Annotated in this window: 12 protein-coding genes; 6 read left to right on the plus strand and 6 right to left on the minus strand. The window is 68.2% G+C overall.

Features of this window, described 5'->3' with window-relative positions; genetic code table 11:
* Window positions 1-30: 30 nt before the first annotated feature.
* Both QFZ26_RS08125 and QFZ26_RS08130 read left to right on the plus strand, forming a co-directional pair.
* The gene (locus tag QFZ26_RS08125) at window positions 31-2,271 is read left to right on the plus strand and encodes an MMPL family transporter (protein ID WP_307040993.1); all 2,241 of its coding nucleotides are present in this window, start codon (window positions 31-33) and stop codon (window positions 2,269-2,271) included.
* A complete protein-coding gene (locus tag QFZ26_RS08130) occupies window positions 2,268-2,408 on the plus strand; it encodes a hypothetical protein (protein ID WP_307040995.1) in 141 nt (46 codons plus the stop codon). The genes QFZ26_RS08125 and QFZ26_RS08130 overlap by 4 nt, the downstream gene beginning before the upstream one ends.
* 530 nt (window positions 2,409-2,938) lie before the next feature.
* Here QFZ26_RS08130 and dnaB read toward each other — a convergent pair.
* From dnaB to QFZ26_RS08160, 6 genes are all read right to left on the minus strand, one after another.
* Window positions 2,939-4,312 carry a replicative DNA helicase gene (dnaB, locus tag QFZ26_RS08135; protein WP_307044995.1) on the minus strand — a complete coding sequence of 458 codons (1,374 nt, stop codon included), beginning with the start codon at window positions 4,310-4,312 and terminating at the stop codon, window positions 2,939-2,941.
* A 492-nt stretch (window positions 4,313-4,804) separates the two neighbouring features.
* Window positions 4,805-5,257: a 50S ribosomal protein L9 gene (gene rplI, locus QFZ26_RS08140; protein WP_307040998.1), complete on the minus strand. Its 453-nt coding sequence runs from the start codon at window positions 5,255-5,257 to the stop codon at window positions 4,805-4,807.
* An 11-nt stretch (window positions 5,258-5,268) separates the two neighbouring features.
* Window positions 5,269-5,529 carry a 30S ribosomal protein S18 gene (gene rpsR / locus QFZ26_RS08145; protein WP_022892391.1) on the minus strand — a complete coding sequence of 87 codons (261 nt, stop codon included), beginning with the start codon at window positions 5,527-5,529 and terminating at the stop codon, window positions 5,269-5,271.
* A 75-nt stretch (window positions 5,530-5,604) separates the two neighbouring features.
* On the minus strand, window positions 5,605-6,126 hold the full coding sequence (locus tag QFZ26_RS08150; RefSeq protein ID WP_307041000.1) for a single-stranded DNA-binding protein: 522 nt from the start codon (window positions 6,124-6,126) through the stop codon (window positions 5,605-5,607).
* A 5-nt stretch (window positions 6,127-6,131) separates the two neighbouring features.
* Window positions 6,132-6,551, minus strand: a complete 420-nt coding sequence (gene rpsF, locus QFZ26_RS08155; protein WP_307041002.1) for a 30S ribosomal protein S6 — start codon at window positions 6,549-6,551, stop codon at window positions 6,132-6,134.
* A gap of 191 nt (window positions 6,552-6,742) precedes the next feature.
* Complete coding sequence (locus tag QFZ26_RS08160) at window positions 6,743-8,185, minus strand: CCA tRNA nucleotidyltransferase (RefSeq protein ID WP_307041004.1); 1,443 nt, start codon at window positions 8,183-8,185, stop codon at window positions 6,743-6,745.
* A gap of 127 nt (window positions 8,186-8,312) precedes the next feature.
* Here QFZ26_RS08160 and QFZ26_RS08165 point away from each other — a divergent pair, with 127 nt between their 5' ends.
* The 4 genes from QFZ26_RS08165 (at window position 8,313) to trxA (ending at window position 13,813) form a co-directional block, all read left to right on the plus strand.
* Window positions 8,313-10,697 carry a DUF6049 family protein gene (locus QFZ26_RS08165; RefSeq protein WP_307041005.1) on the plus strand — a complete coding sequence of 795 codons (2,385 nt, stop codon included), beginning with the start codon at window positions 8,313-8,315 and terminating at the stop codon, window positions 10,695-10,697.
* Window positions 10,690-12,312, plus strand: a complete 1,623-nt coding sequence (gene murJ / locus QFZ26_RS08170; RefSeq protein ID WP_307041007.1) for a murein biosynthesis integral membrane protein MurJ — start codon at window positions 10,690-10,692, stop codon at window positions 12,310-12,312. Before QFZ26_RS08165 ends, murJ begins: the two co-directional genes overlap by 8 nt.
* 162 nt (window positions 12,313-12,474) lie before the next feature.
* Window positions 12,475-13,449 carry a thioredoxin-disulfide reductase gene (gene trxB, locus QFZ26_RS08175; protein ID WP_307041010.1) on the plus strand — a complete coding sequence of 325 codons (975 nt, stop codon included), beginning with the start codon at window positions 12,475-12,477 and terminating at the stop codon, window positions 13,447-13,449.
* 40 nt (window positions 13,450-13,489) lie between these two features.
* Window positions 13,490-13,813 carry a thioredoxin gene (gene trxA / locus QFZ26_RS08180; RefSeq protein ID WP_307041012.1) on the plus strand — a complete coding sequence of 108 codons (324 nt, stop codon included), beginning with the start codon at window positions 13,490-13,492 and terminating at the stop codon, window positions 13,811-13,813.
* The last annotated feature ends 131 nt before the right edge of the window (window positions 13,814-13,944 follow it).

A 13,944-nucleotide genomic window follows, 5' to 3' on the forward strand; every position in this document is an offset into this window, starting at 1 on the left:
CTTTGGCGACTACTTACTCGCATATTCTAGGTGAGGTTCGACGTGATCGCCCGTGTGGTGTCCAGGTTCCCCAAGTCCGTCGTCGCGGCATCCGTTGCCGTGTTCATCGTGTTCGCGGCGCTCGCCGCCACCGCCATCGAGTCGCTCTCGCTCAATCGCTACGACGCACCGGGCTCGGAGTCGGTCATGGCGCGTGAGCTCCTCGCGGAGCGCTTCAACACGAGCAGCCCGAACATCGCCGTGCTCGTCGAAGCGAAGCAGGGCGACGTCGACGATGCCGACGTCGCCGCGGCCGGAGCGGGGCTCACCGAGCAGATCGCGGCCTTCGATGGCGTCGAGGATGCCTGGTCGTACTGGTCGCCCGACGGTCCGGCGAGCCTCGCGAGCAACGAGCGCGACTCCGCGCTGATCCTCGCCTGGGCCGGCGGCGACGCCGATCACGTGCGCGGCGAACTCCTGCCCGCACTCGAGGCGGAGGTCATCGCGGGTGCCGACGATGGGGCCATCGCCGTGCAGCTCGGCGGCAGCGACGAGGTGTTCCGAGCCGTTGCCGAGCAGGCGCGAACCGACTTCCTCCGTGCCGAGCTCATCATCCTGCCGCTCGTCATCGGGCTGCTCTGGCTCGTCTACCGGAGGTTGAGCGCCGCGCTCGTCACGATGGCCGTCGGGCTCTTCTCGGTCGCCGGCACGCTCGCAATCCTGCGAATCGTGTCGGAGTTCACCGACATCTCGACTTTCGCGTCGAACATCGCGCTCGTCATGGGCATCGGCCTCGGCGTCGACTATGGGCTCTTCATGACCTACCGTTTCCGGGAGGAGCTCGCCGCCGGCCGCGAGGTCGCCGACGCGGTCCGAGCCGCAGTGCACGCGGCCGGGCGCACGATCGTCTTCAGTGGCGCCACGGTCGCGGCGGCGCTCGCCGTGCTCTTCGTGTTCCCGTTCCCATTCCTCTCGTCGTTCGCCTACGCAGGCATCGCTGTGGTCGTGACCGCGGTCATCGGCTCGACGGTGCTGCTCCCGGCCGCGCTGCGGTTGTTGGGACACCGGGTCGCGCGGCCCGAGCGGGCGGCGTCGGCCGGCACGGCCGTGGCGGCACCCGAGCAGGGTTTCTGGTACCGCACCGCGACGCGCGTCATGCGCCGTCCCGCACTCGCGGGCGGGCTCGGGCTCGTCGTGCTGCTCGCCCTCGGGGCGCCGGCGCTCGCAACGAACTTCGGCCCGCCCGACGATCGGATCCTGCGCGCGACGCAACCGGTCCGCGCGATGTACGACACGATCCGGTCGGACTTCGCTGCGGAGGACGCCGACGCCGTCTACATCGTGACCGAGTCGGCGACGGATGCCGCGATCGCAGCGTACGCCGAATCCGCCTCACGGCTCGACGGCATCGAGCGCGTCGATGCCGCGACCGGCGCGTACGTCGACGGTGAGCGCATCGGCGACCCCGGGCCGTTCGGTGCCGACCGCTTCGGCGACGGTGACGCCGCATGGATCGCCGTGCTCCCGACGACCGAGCGACTCGCCGCCGACCCGATCGACCTCGTCAGCGACATCCGTGCCCTCGATGCGCCGTTCGACGCGATCGTCGGCGGCTACCCCGCCGAGCTCGCCGACTATCGCGCCGGCGTCCTCGAGCGCTTCCCGCTCGTCGCGGGGCTCGTCCTGCTCGTCACCTTCGTCATGCTCTTCCTCATGACGGGCAGCATCGTCGCACCGCTCAAGGCCTCGATCCTGAACCTCCTGTCGCTCTCGGTGATGTTCGGGGTGCTCGTCTGGGGGTTCCAGGAGGGCGGCCTCAGCGGCATCCTCGGATTCGCGCCGACCGGCACGATCGAGCCGAGCATCCCGCTCCTCATGTTCTGCATCGCGTACGGGCTCTCGATGGACTACGAGGTCTTCCTCCTCGCCCGCATCAAGGAGGACTACGACCGCACGGGCGATGTCGTCGCCTCGGTGCCGCGTGGCATCGCACGCTCGGCGCCACTCGTGAGCGCCGCCGCGCTGATCCTCGCGATCTCATTCGCCGTCTACGCGACGAGCGAGGTGACCTTCCTCCAGCAGCTCGGCATCGGCATGGCCCTTGCGGTAGTCGTCGACGCCACCATCATCCGCGGGGTGCTCGTGCCAGCGTTCATGCGCCTGGCCGGACGCGCCAATTGGTGGGCGCCGCCGTTCCTCCGCCGCTTCCACGACCGCTTCGGGTGGCGTGAGGAGCCGGAGCTCGCGGACATCGCCGCACCGGCGCGCGCGACGGCGGAGGCGTTGTCATGAGCCGGCCCATCCTCGCGACCGGGGCGGCATCCGGTCTCGGGCTCGAGGTGTCGCGCGAGCGCCTCGCTCGCGGGTGGCACGTCAACGGGCACTCTCCGAAGTCTTGGAGCTCGACCCGAACGGGCAGGATCTGGTAGGAGACGCCTTCTCCGTTCGGCGGTGGGATGCGCGCCTCTATGAGTGAACCGTCAGCCTGCTCGAGCGTTACTTCGTTCAGCTCTGGGAAGCCGCGCCCACTGCCGCGACCCACGACGCGCCGTATTACTGCCTGGGTTGGTGCTTCCACCGACGCACCGCTCTCGCGGCTCCGATCAACGTCAGGAGGGCGCAGTGCCCGGTGCCCTCACGGCGTCGGTCATGGCCCCGATAGTACATCTGGCCATGAGACCGTCACATCTCGTGAGTGCGTCGCCGCGAGCGCATCGTGCGAGCGACGGTGGCCGGTGTCGATCGCTGATCGGGCGCGCCTGTCGGCTGGCTCGCCCGATGAATACGCCTACGCGAGCTCGCCTTATGCAAAGCGGCTGTAGCGGCCATCATCCGTCTCAGAGGCTTCAATTCTCGACCACTGTCAACTTGCCAAGTGCGTGACAAGTCATCGAGAAAATGACAGGTTGCGCGAGAACCTACACTGCCGGCACCGCGCGAACTCGGGTTCGATCTCGGCCTACACCTGCACCATGTCGGTGAACCGGGAGAAGTGTCCGTGGAACGCGACCGTGATGGTGCGCGTGGGGCCGTTACGGTGCTTGGCCACGATGAGGTCGGCCTCGCCCGCTCGCGGGCTGTCGCGCTCGTAGGCGCTCTCGCGGTGCAGCAGGATCACCATGTCGGCGTCTTGCTCGATCGAGCCAGACTCTCGCAAGTCGCTCAGGGCCGGCATCTTGTCGGCGCGCTGCTCAGGGCCACGGTTCAGCTGCGACAGCGCGATGACCGGCACCTGGAGCTCTTTGGCGAGCAGCTTCAGCGCCCGCGAGAACTCGGAGACCTCCTGCTGGCGGCTCTCGACGCGCTTGCCGCTCGTCATGAGCTGCAGGTAGTCGATGACGACCATCTTCAGGCCCACGCGCTGCTTGAGCCGGCGGCACTTCGCGCGGATCTCGACGAGGGTCATGTTGGGGGAGTCGTCGATGTAGAGCGGTGCATCGTTGATGCGGCCTCGCGTGGCCGCGATCGTGGTCCAGTCGCGCGAGTCGACCGTGCCCTTGCGCATGCTCTGCAGCGGCACCGATGCCTCGGCCGAGAGCAGACGCATGGCGATCTCGCTCTTGCCCATCTCGAGTGAGAAGAAGACCGAGGGCAGGTCGTGGGTGATCGAAGCCGCGCGGGCGAAGTCGAGGGCGAGGGTCGACTTTCCCATGGCGGGGCGCGCGGCGACGATGATCATCTGACCGGGGTGGAAGCCGTTGGTCAGGTCGTCGAGGTCGGCGAACCCCGTCGGCACGCCGGTGAACTTGCCGTCGGTGTGCGCTGCCGCCTCGATCTCGTCGAACGCGGCGGTGACCGCCTCCGAGAGCGGCACGTAGTCTTCGGTCTCGACCGAGCCGGTGACCGAGTAGATCTCGGCCTGGGCGTTGTTGACGAGATCGGTAACCTCGCCCTCGCCGGCGTACCCCATCTGGACGATGCGGGTGCCGGCCTCGACGAGACGCCGGAGCAGTGCGCGCTCGGCCACGATCGACGCGTAGAAGCCCGCGTTCGCCGCGGTGGGCACGAGGCTCGTGAGGTTGTGGAGGTACTCGACCCCGCCGGCCCGCTGGAGATCGCCGGTCTTCGTGAGCTCGTCGGTGACGGCGATGACATCGGTGGGTTCGCCGTGCGAGTAGAGGGTGAGGATCGCGTTGAAGATCACCTCGTGCTTCGGCACGTAGAAGTCGACGCCGCGCACCGTCTCGACCACGTCGGCGACGGCGTCTTTCGAGAGCATCATGCCGCCGAGTGCGCTCTGCTCGGCGAGGAGATCGTGCGGAGGCACCCGTTCGCCTCGCCGGGCGCCGCCATCGTCGTGCGGTTCAGCGAGCCCGATGTGCGCGATCGACAACTGCAACCTCCGATTCGGCTCCGACGGGTGAGCGACCCGCGCCCACACCTCAGTGTGGTGGGACCCACTGATAGTGGGGTTCCGACCGGAGTGACACACGGGGTGGAAGGGACGCGGCTTCACGATAGGGAAGCCTGATCCACAGCACAACCTCGCCTGTGGATAACTCTGGGGAGAATCTGGGCGAAACGCCGACGAAGGTGTGCACTCAGCCTGTGGACAACTGTGGAAATAGTGTGAATTACACGAGTTGAATTCTGCGTTCACCTGCGATTTTGTGTTTCCACACCTGTGAGTGAAAAGTTCTTCAGGATGGGATGTCAAGCAAGTGTCATCCTGTGCACAACCATGTGAGGGAAACGCGGCCCTAGACTTGCGCGCTGCTGCCTTCCGGGTGTAGGCGCAGCGGCCCAAAACGGCTGCGACAAGCCGGGGACGACGAGAACGGCGGCCCGGGCCGAAGCCCGAACCGCCGTCGTCTGCGTCTGCGAACTACTTCGCTGCGACCACCTGGAGGGTGATCGTCGCGGAGACCTCGTCGTGCAGACGAATAGTCGCCTCGTGCTCGCCGATCGACTTGATGGGGGTCGGGATCTCGATCTTGCGACGGTCGAGCTCGCCGAGACCGGCGGCCTTGACCGCGTTCGCGACATCCGCCGTCTTCACCGAACCGAAGAGACGGCCGCCGAGGCCAGCCTTCACGGACAGCTTGACCTTGCTCGACTCGAGCTTGGCCTTGAGGGCCTGCACGTCTTCGAGCGAGTGCAGCTCGCGAGCCGCGCGAGCGGCCTTGATCTGCTCGACCTGCTTCTGGCCGCCGCGCGACCACGCCACGGCGAAGCCCTGCGGAACCAGGTAGTTGCGTGCGTAGCCGCTCTTGACCTCGACCACGTCGCCGGCGGTGCCGAGGCCGGTGACCTCGTGCGTGAGAATAACCTTTGCCATTGTCGTGCTCCTTAGCGGCCGGAGCCCGAGTAGGGCAGAAGCGCCATCTCGCGTGCGTTCTTGACGGCACGGGCGATGAGTCGCTGCTCCTGCACGGAGACACCGGTGATGCGACGGGCGCGGATCTTTCCGCGCTCCGAGATGAACTTGCGCAGGGTGGCGACGTCCTTGTAGTCGATCACGCCGACCTTGATGGACTTCGCCGGGGCGGCGTTCTTCGCGCCCTTCCCGCGGGTCGGCTTGCGGCGGTCGCCGCTGCTCTTTCCAGCCATTGTTGTTCCTGTCTATTGAAATCGATGTGCGATCGGAGCTCCGGCTGGGGGCATCCGATCGCCGGCACTCAGGCCTTAGAAGGGGGTCTCGTCGCCGTAGTTCGTACCGGGGGCGTTCCAGACGTCGCCGCCGCTGCCCGACTGGGCTGCAGCGGGCGCGCTGGGCGACCAGGCCTCGTCGGACGAGCCGCCCCCGAAGGAGCCGCCTCCGACGGCGCCGGCGCCACGGTTCGACTGGGCACGCGTCACGGTCGCGGTGGCGTAGCGCAGGCTCGGGCCGATCTCGTCGACCTCGAGCTCCATGGTGGTGCGCTTCTCGCCTTCCTTGGTCTCGTAGGAACGCTGCTTGAGACGCCCGGAAGCGATGACCCGGGAACCCTTGGTGAGTGAACCCGCGACGTGCTCGGCGAATTCACGCCAGACGCTCGCGCGCAGGAACAGCGCTTCACCGTCTTTCCACTCGTTCGCCTGACGGTCGAACGTACGAGGAGTGGATGCGATGGTGAAGTTGGCAACCGCGAGTCCGTTCTGCGTGTAACGCAGCTCGGGATCTGCAGTGAGGTTGCCCACCACGGTGATGATGGTCTCGCCGGCCATGGGGACTAGGCGTCCTTCGTGGCCGCGGCAGGGGCGGCAGCTGCAGCAGCAGCCTTGGCACCGGCCTTGGCGGAAGCGGCGGCCTTCTTCGCGGCCTTCTCTTCCTGAGCCTTCGCGTGAGCGGCGACCTGTGCGATCGCCTCTTCGGCGCGGAGCACCTTCGTGCGCATGACGGCCTCGCTGAGGTTCAGCTGGCGGTCGAGCTCGTTGGTGGTCTTGGACTCAGCGGTGAAGTCGACGACGGCGTAGATGCCCTCGGTCTTCTTGTTGATCTCGTAAGCCAGACGACGACGTCCCCAGATGTCGACCTTGTCGACGGTGCCGCCATCATTCCTGATGACGTTGAGGAACTTGTCAAGGCTGGGAGCAACGGTGCGCTCATCGATCTCCGGATCGAGAATTACCATCAGCTCGTACTGGTGCATGACTAACCCACCTCCTTCGGACTCAAACGGCTGCAGTCTTTCTGCAGCAGGAGGGTTGTGCATACGTTGCGAGTGGAGGCCGCACTACGGCACACGGGCAACCTCGTAAGTGTAGCGGATGCCCCGCCCGCACACCATTCGGTGCTGAGGATGCCTCGCAGCCGCCACGCGTGCGGTGAGCGAGCGCGGCGTCAGCCGGAGGGCGACGACTCGCGCTGCGCCCACCAGGCGCGCAGGCGCTCGGTGGCGGCATCCGGGCCGATCGGTCCCTCGTCGAGGCGCAGCTCGAGCAGGAAGCGGTAGGCCTCGCCCACGACGGGGCCGGGCTTCACGTCGAGGATCCGCATGATCTCTGCGCCGTCGAGCTCGGGGCGCACGGCCGCGAGCTCTTCCTCTTCGGCGAGCACGGCGATGCGCTGCTCGAGGTCGTCGTAGGCGAACGCGAGCTGGTCTGCCTTTCGGCGGTTGCGGGTGGTCACGTCGGCGCGGGCGAGGATGTGCAGGCGCTCGAGCTGGTCGCCGGCGTCGCGCACGTAGCGGCGCACCGCCGAGTCGGTCCATGCGCCATCGGTGTAGCCGAAGAAGCGCAGGTGCAGCTCGATGAGTCGGGCGACGGCGGCGACCGTGTCGTTGTCGAAGCGCAGCGCGCGCAGGCGCTTGCGGGCGAGCTTCGCGCCGACGACGTCGTGGTGGTAGAAGCTGACCGCGCCGCCGGGTTCGAGGCGCCGCGTGGCGGGCTTGCCGATGTCGTGCAGCAGCGCGGCGAGGCGCATGACGAGGTCGGGGGAGTCGAGCACGCCTCGCGACTTCTCGTAGGCGATCGCCTGCTCGAGCACGGTGAGGCTGTGCTCGTACACGTCTTTGTGGCGGTGGTGCTCGTCGCGTTCGAGCTGCAGGGCCGGCACTTCGGGCAGCACCCTCGCGGCGAGGCCCGACTCGACGAGCAGGCGGATGCCGCCGCCCGGCGAGTCGGTCAGGAGGAGCTTCGACAGCTCGTCGCGAACCCGCTCGGCGGAGATCCGGTCGATCTCGGCCGCGAGCGTCGTCATCGCGTCGCGGGTCGCGTCTTCGACGTGGAAGCCGAGCTGGGCCGAGAACCGTGCCGCGCGGAGCATCCGGAGCGGATCGTCGCCGAATGACTGCTCGGGCGCTGCAGGCGTGCGGAGGGTGGTGCCGATCAGGTCCTCGATGCCGCCCGACGGGTCGACGAGAGCGAGGCCGGGCAGGCGGAGGGCGAGGGCGTTCACGGTGAAGTCGCGCCGCGTGAGGTCGTCTTCGAGGCTCGTGCCGAAGACGACCTCGGGCTTGCGCGAGTCGCCGTCGTAGGCATCGGCGCGGTACGTGGTGATCTCGACGGTCTCACCGGCGATCTTCGCGCCGATGGTGCCGAATGCTCGGCCGATGTCCCAGTGGGCCTCGGCGATCGGCTTGACGATCGCGAGGATCTGGTCGGGCGTGGCATCCGTCGTGAAATCGAGGTCGTTCACCGGCCGGCCGAGGAACGCGTCGCGCACCGGGCCGCCGACGAGTGCGAGCTCGTGGCCCGCCGCCTCGAACGCCGAAGCGAGTCGCGCGACCGTCGGCGAAGCCGCCAGCTCGCCCAGTCGGTCGAGGGCCGCCGCGACAGTCTGCATGCTCCCTATGTTAAGCGGGCGGGCTCGGCGGCCCCGTGCGGGCGAGCCTGCCGCGGTCCGGCCGCAGGGAGCCCCTGCCTGTGGACGCCGAGCGGACGCCCGGGGCCCACACCGTAGAATCGCCTGCATGGTGGCCGAGTCGAACCCTGCGCGCCGACGCCGCAGACGGTTCGAATCGGCGGATGCCCCGCACCGCTCGCAGCCATCACGGCGGCGTCGTGGCGTGATCGCCGCACTCGTCGCCGCCGGTATGGCGACGATCGTCGTCCCGTCGGTCGCCGCATCCGCGGGCGCCGACCCGCTCGACGCGGTGTCCGCCCGCGACGGCATCGCCGCCGTCGACGGCATGAGCGCCCGCGAGCCTGCCTCCCGCGAGGCGGGCAGGCAGGCCGCGGGGTCCGCTGAGAGCGGCCTCATCCTTCGCATCGCGCCGACCGCGTCCACCACGGTCACGATCGGAGCGCCGCTCTTCCTCGAGGTCGAGATCGTGAATGCGACCGCCGAGGCGCTCGCGGCGGGCACGGTCCGACTCAGTCGGTCGGCCGACCCGATCGACGACACTGCCGAGGTCGATGAGTGGGTCGGCGACGCCGGTGACGACTCGGCCGTGGAGTCGCCCCCCGCGAGCGTCGACCTCGCCGAATCCGAGTCGCGGGCGCTCACACCCGGCTCGGTCGGCATCGTCTCGTTCGCCCTCCCCGCCACGGCGCTCGACGATCTGGGCGGTTCGCCTCTCGTCGGGCTGGCAGCCGAGCTGCTCGTGGGCACGACGGTCGTCGCCACGGCCGCCGATGTCTTCGCGGCGACGGCGGCGACCGGCGAACAGCCCCTCAGCCTCGCCCTCGCCTACCCGCTGACCGTTCCCAATGGCGGCGGCGGGCTCTTCGACGCCGAGCAGCTCGCGGCGTGGACCAGCCCCGTCGGCCTGCTCACCCGGCAGCTCGAGGCGGTTTCGGGACGCTCGGTGGCGATCGCCGTCGACCCGCGCATCATCGCATCGATCAGGGTGCTCGGGTTGTCAGCTCCGCCGAGTGCGATCACTTGGCTCGATCAGTTGCGCGCGGTGTCGAACGAGATATTCCCGCTCGCGTATGCAGACGCCGATGTGGCGGTGCAGGCCCAGGTCGCGCTACCCGCGCTGCTCACGCCGACCTCGTTCGACGATGTGCTCGACCCGGCCGACTTCGCGCAGTCCGGCGAAGAGGGCCAGGTCGATGACGACCAGGCACCCTTCGCCACGCCGGCGGCGACTGCGACGCCGACGCCTCCGGCAGGGGAGCTCCCCACGACCGAGGCGCTCCTCGCGTGGCCGTACACCCGCACCGACATCGCCTGGCCGGCCGACGACACGGTCGCCGCGGGCAACCTCGCATTCCTCGCGGCGAACGGGCTCACGACGTCTATCCTCGCCCCGGGCAACGTCGAGCCCACCGCCGACCGCTCGAACGCCGCTGCGACCATCGACGGCACGACCGCGGTCGTCGCCGACGCGCGCATCACCGCGCCGTTGCGCGAGGCATCCGAGGCACTCACCGATACGAGTTGGCGCTCGGCAGCGGGTCGGCTCGAGGCCGAGCTCGCGCTGGTTGCGTCGTCCGGCGGCGAGACGACTCCCGCTACGGTGCTCGCCACGTTCGCACGAGGCGATCAGGTCCAGGCCGGCCGTGTAGCGGCCACGATCGACGAGCTCGCGTCGAGCGCATGGGCTCAGCCGACGCTCCTCTCGGCCGCGATCGGCGCACCGCCCACCACTCGCACGCTCGTCGACCTGCCCGAAGCCGACACGCGCCGCGCGAGTGTCCAGCGCTCGGTCGGGGCCGAGGCCCAAGTCGCCGCCTTCGCGACCGTGCTCGAAGATCCGAGGCTGCTCACCGGTCCGAATCGTCGCGACCTGCTCGCGCTCCTCGATGTCGCGTGGCTCGCCGAACCCGATGCCTGGAACAGTGAGATCGGCGACTGGCTCGCCGCCCAACGGTCGACGCTCGGAGCGGTTTCCATCGTACCGGGCAGCCCCATCACCGTGGTCTCGAGCCAGACCGGCGTGCCGACCACGCTGCTCAACACCCTGCCGTACCCGGTCACCGTCGTCGTCGACGTCGACCCGTCGAACGGCCGGTTGATCGTCGACGACCAGGTGACCCAGACCATCGAAGCCGAGTCGCGGAGCAACGTCGTGGTGCCGGTCGCCGCCGGCGTCGGCAACGGCGAAGTCGTGCTCACCGTCTCGCTCAGCTCCCCCGAAGGGGTCCCGATCGGCAGCGCGGTCGACCAGAGCGTGAACGTTCAGGCCGACTGGGAGGGCCTCGGCGCCGCGATTCTCGGCATCGTCGTCGTGCTCGTGTTCGGCATCGGCGTCTGGCGCAACATCCGTCGCCGTCGGCAACAGCGCGCAGCGGATGCCGCGGCAGCCGACGCCTCCGACACCGAGGCCGGCTCTGACGCCGAGCACACGGCCGGTGTCGCACTTGAGCCCTCGGGTGCCGACGAACGCGAAGATCCGCGCAATGACTGACGACCGCATCGGCCGCGCCAGCGTCTTCCTCGCCTCGGGCACGATCGTCTCGCGCCTGCTCGGCTTCGTCAAGACTGCGTTGCTCGCTGCGGTCATCGGCGCGAGTGGTGCCGGCGCGAACGCATTCGCTGCGGCGAATCAATTGCCCAACACGATCTACGTCGTGGTCGCCGGGGGCGTGCTGAGTGCCGTCCTCGTGCCGTTGATCGTACGCTCGGCGGCCCACTCCGACGGCGGGTCCGCTTACATCAACAAGGTCATCACGCTCGGGTTCACCATCCTCGCCGGTGCGGCGGTGCTCGCGACCGCGTTTACACCGTTGCTGACGCTCCTCATCGGTTCACGCATGAGCGATGGGGTGTTCTCCCTGGCCGTCGCGTTCGGCTACTGGTGTCTCCCGCAGATCTTCTTCTACGGCATGTACTCCCTCCTCGGCGAGGTGTTGAACGCCAGACGCGTGTTCGGACCGTTCACCTGGGTGCCGGTGCTGAACAACATCGTGGCGCTCGCTGGGCTCGCGGTGTTCGCCGTGGTCTTCGGCTCTGATCCCGACGGCCTCCGTTCGGCGGGGGAGTGGAGCAGCGGGATGATCGCGCTCCTCGCCGGCAGCGCGACGCTCGGCGTCGCCATCCAGGCGCTGATCCTCTTCTGGTTCTGGCGCCGTGCGGGTCTTCGGTATCGTCCCGACTTCATCTGGCGCGGGGTCGGGCTTCGGTCGACCGCCGGGGTCGCCGGATGGACGTTCGGAATGCTGCTGCTCACGACCGGCGCGGGCTTCGTCGAGACCTCCGTCGTCGGCGTCTCCGCTTCGGTCGCCGATGAGGCCTCTGTCTACGCGCTCCAGACCGCGTGGCTGATCTTCATGCTCCCGCACTCGGTCATCACCGTCTCGATCGCCACTGCCTACTTCACCCGCATGAGCGAGCACGCTGCGATCGGTGCCATCGACCGGGTGCGCGCCGATCTCTCCAGCGCCATTCGCGGCGTCGGCGTGATCATCGTCATCGCCGCTGCGGTGCTCATCGTATGCGCGTATCTCTTCGCCCGAGTCTTCACGACGGTCGAGCCGCTCATCTGGTCGCTCGGCAACGTCATCATCGCGTATGTGGTCGGGCTGGTCGGCTTCAGCATCCTCTTCGTCGTGCAGCGCACCTATTACTCGCTCGGCGACACGAAGACGCCGTTCTTCTTCACACTCATTCAGGTAGTGCTGTTCATCGCCGGCGCTCTCGCGTGCATCGCCCTGCCGAGCTCTTGGGTCGCGTTCGGCATCGCCCTCGTCACGACGATCGCCGGCACCGTCCAGCTCATCCTCGCCGTGGTGCTGCTCCGGCGTCGCATCGGTCCGCTCGACGGCCGCCGTATCACCGTCACCTTCGCTCGGTCTGGCATCGCCCTCGTGCTTCCGTTGATCGCGGGCATCGCACTGCTGGCCCTGCTCGGTGGCACCGATCCGCAAGGATTCGCCCTCTCGAGCGTCTTCGGGGCGATCGTCTCGATGGTGATCATCGGTGCAGTCATGGCGATTCTGTACTTCGGTATCCTCTGGCTGCTCCGTTCGCCCGAGCTGCGCGGCTTCGCCACCCCGATCTTCGCGCGCATCCGCCGTCGCTGAGCGCGATGGGCGGATGCCCTCTGGCCGCGGTCCGCGCGCGTCCGTCAACCCCCGCGCGCGCTCGCTGCCGCGGAATAGTCCCCGCCTAGACTGTGTTCACCATGTTGCGGAGTCCGTTTCCCAGCGGATGCCGCATGGCAAGCAGCTATCGGAGGAGCAGTCGTGCGCGACATCATCATCATCGGCTCAGGCCCGGCCGGGTTCACCGCCGCCATCTACGCCGCGCGCGCACAACTGAATCCTCTACTGATCGCCAGCTCGGTCGAGATCGGCGGCGAGCTGATGAACACGACCGAGGTCGAGAACTACCCGGGTTTCCCCGAGGGCATCATGGGCCCCGACCTGATGACCAAGTTCCAGGAGCAGGCTGAGCGCTTCGGCACCGAAGTCGTCTACGACGACGTCGTCGAGCTCGAGCTCGACGGGCCGGTCAAGCGCGTCAAGCTGGGCAACGGCGACCTCCACGAGGCGTCCACGCTGATCTACGCGACCGGCTCCGCATACCGCAAGCTCGGCCTCGCCGAAGAAGAGGTTCTGTCCGGCCACGGCCTGTCGTGGTGCGCGACCTGCGACGGGTTCTTCTTCCGCCAGAAGACCATCGCCGTCGTGGGCGGCGGCGACTCGGCCATGGAAGAGGCGACGTTCCTCACGCGCTTCGCCGACAAGGTCTACGTGATCCACCGTCGCGACTCCCTCAAGGCGTCGAAGATCATGCAGCAGCGCGCGTTCGACAACGAGAAGATCGAGTTCATCTGGAACGCCGAGATCGCCGCGATCCACGGCGCCACGGCCGTCACCGGCGTCACCCTCCGCGACACCGTGACCGGAGATGAGCGCGGCCTCGACCTCGACGGGCTCTTCGTCGCGGTCGGCAACGATCCGCGCACCCACCTGGTGCACGGCAAGCTCGACCTCACACCCGCGGGCACGATCGCCGTCGAGGGGCGCAGCTCGAAAACCTCCATCGCCGGTGTCTTCGCCGCCGGCGACGTGGTCGACCCGTTCTACCGGCAGGCCATCACCGCCGCCGGTTCCGGCGCTGCCGCAGCACTCGACGCAGAGCACTACCTCGCCGCCCTCGGCAACGAGAACGCCGCCGAGGCCGTGATCGAGAACGAATTCGCCGTCGTCAACTGACGACCGCGACATCCGACGTCCACCCAAAAGGAGAAACGCAATGACTGCACGTGCCGTGACCGAGGCCACCTTCGAGCAGGAGGTCCTCAAGAACGAGAAGACCGTGGTCGTGGACTTCTGGGCCGAATGGTGCGGCCCGTGTCGCGCTGTGAGCCCGATCCTCGACCAGATCGCGACCGAGCACTCAGAGAAGCTCGACATCGTCAAGCTCAACGTCGACGAGCACCCGAACCTCGCGATGAAGTACCAGATCACCGCGATCCCTGCGTTCAAGGTGTTCCAGGCGGGCGAGGTCGTGAAGACCGTCATCGGCGCGAAGCCGAAGCCCGCGCTCGAAGCCGACCTCGCCGCCTACATCGCGTAGTCGGCCGGTCTCGCACTTCCAAAGACCCGTCCGGCGCAAGCCGGGCGGGTCTTTCGCGTACCCCGGCCGTATGACAGGTGCCGCCGGCAGCCGTCATGGAACGGGCCGCCCAGAACCCAGCAACTAACATG

Origin of the sequence: Agromyces ramosus (genome assembly GCF_030817175.1) — a bacterium.
Lineage (GTDB): Bacteria > Actinomycetota > Actinomycetes > Actinomycetales > Microbacteriaceae > Agromyces > Agromyces ramosus_A.

Excerpts from the sequence above, each read along its gene's own strand:
- murJ (WP_307041007.1), top strand. The coding sequence starts at position 10,690 with ATGACTGACGACCGCATCGGCCGCGCCAGCGTCTTCCTCGCCTCGGGC.
- QFZ26_RS08150 (WP_307041000.1), bottom strand. The coding sequence starts at position 6,126 with ATGGCCGGCGAGACCATCATCACCGTGGTGGGCAACCTCACTGCAGAT.
- trxA (WP_307041012.1), top strand. The coding sequence starts at position 13,490 with ATGACTGCACGTGCCGTGACCGAGGCCACCTTCGAGCAGGAGGTCCTC.
- QFZ26_RS08130 (WP_307040995.1), top strand. The coding sequence starts at position 2,268 with ATGAGCCGGCCCATCCTCGCGACCGGGGCGGCATCCGGTCTCGGGCTC.
- rpsF (WP_307041002.1), bottom strand. The coding sequence starts at position 6,551 with ATGCACCAGTACGAGCTGATGGTAATTCTCGATCCGGAGATCGATGAG.
- rplI (WP_307040998.1), bottom strand. The coding sequence starts at position 5,257 with ATGGCAAAGGTTATTCTCACGCACGAGGTCACCGGCCTCGGCACCGCC.
- QFZ26_RS08165 (WP_307041005.1), top strand. The coding sequence starts at position 8,313 with ATGGTGGCCGAGTCGAACCCTGCGCGCCGACGCCGCAGACGGTTCGAA.
- QFZ26_RS08160 (WP_307041004.1), bottom strand. The coding sequence starts at position 8,185 with ATGCAGACTGTCGCGGCGGCCCTCGACCGACTGGGCGAGCTGGCGGCT.
- rpsR (WP_022892391.1), bottom strand. The coding sequence starts at position 5,529 with ATGGCTGGAAAGAGCAGCGGCGACCGCCGCAAGCCGACCCGCGGGAAG.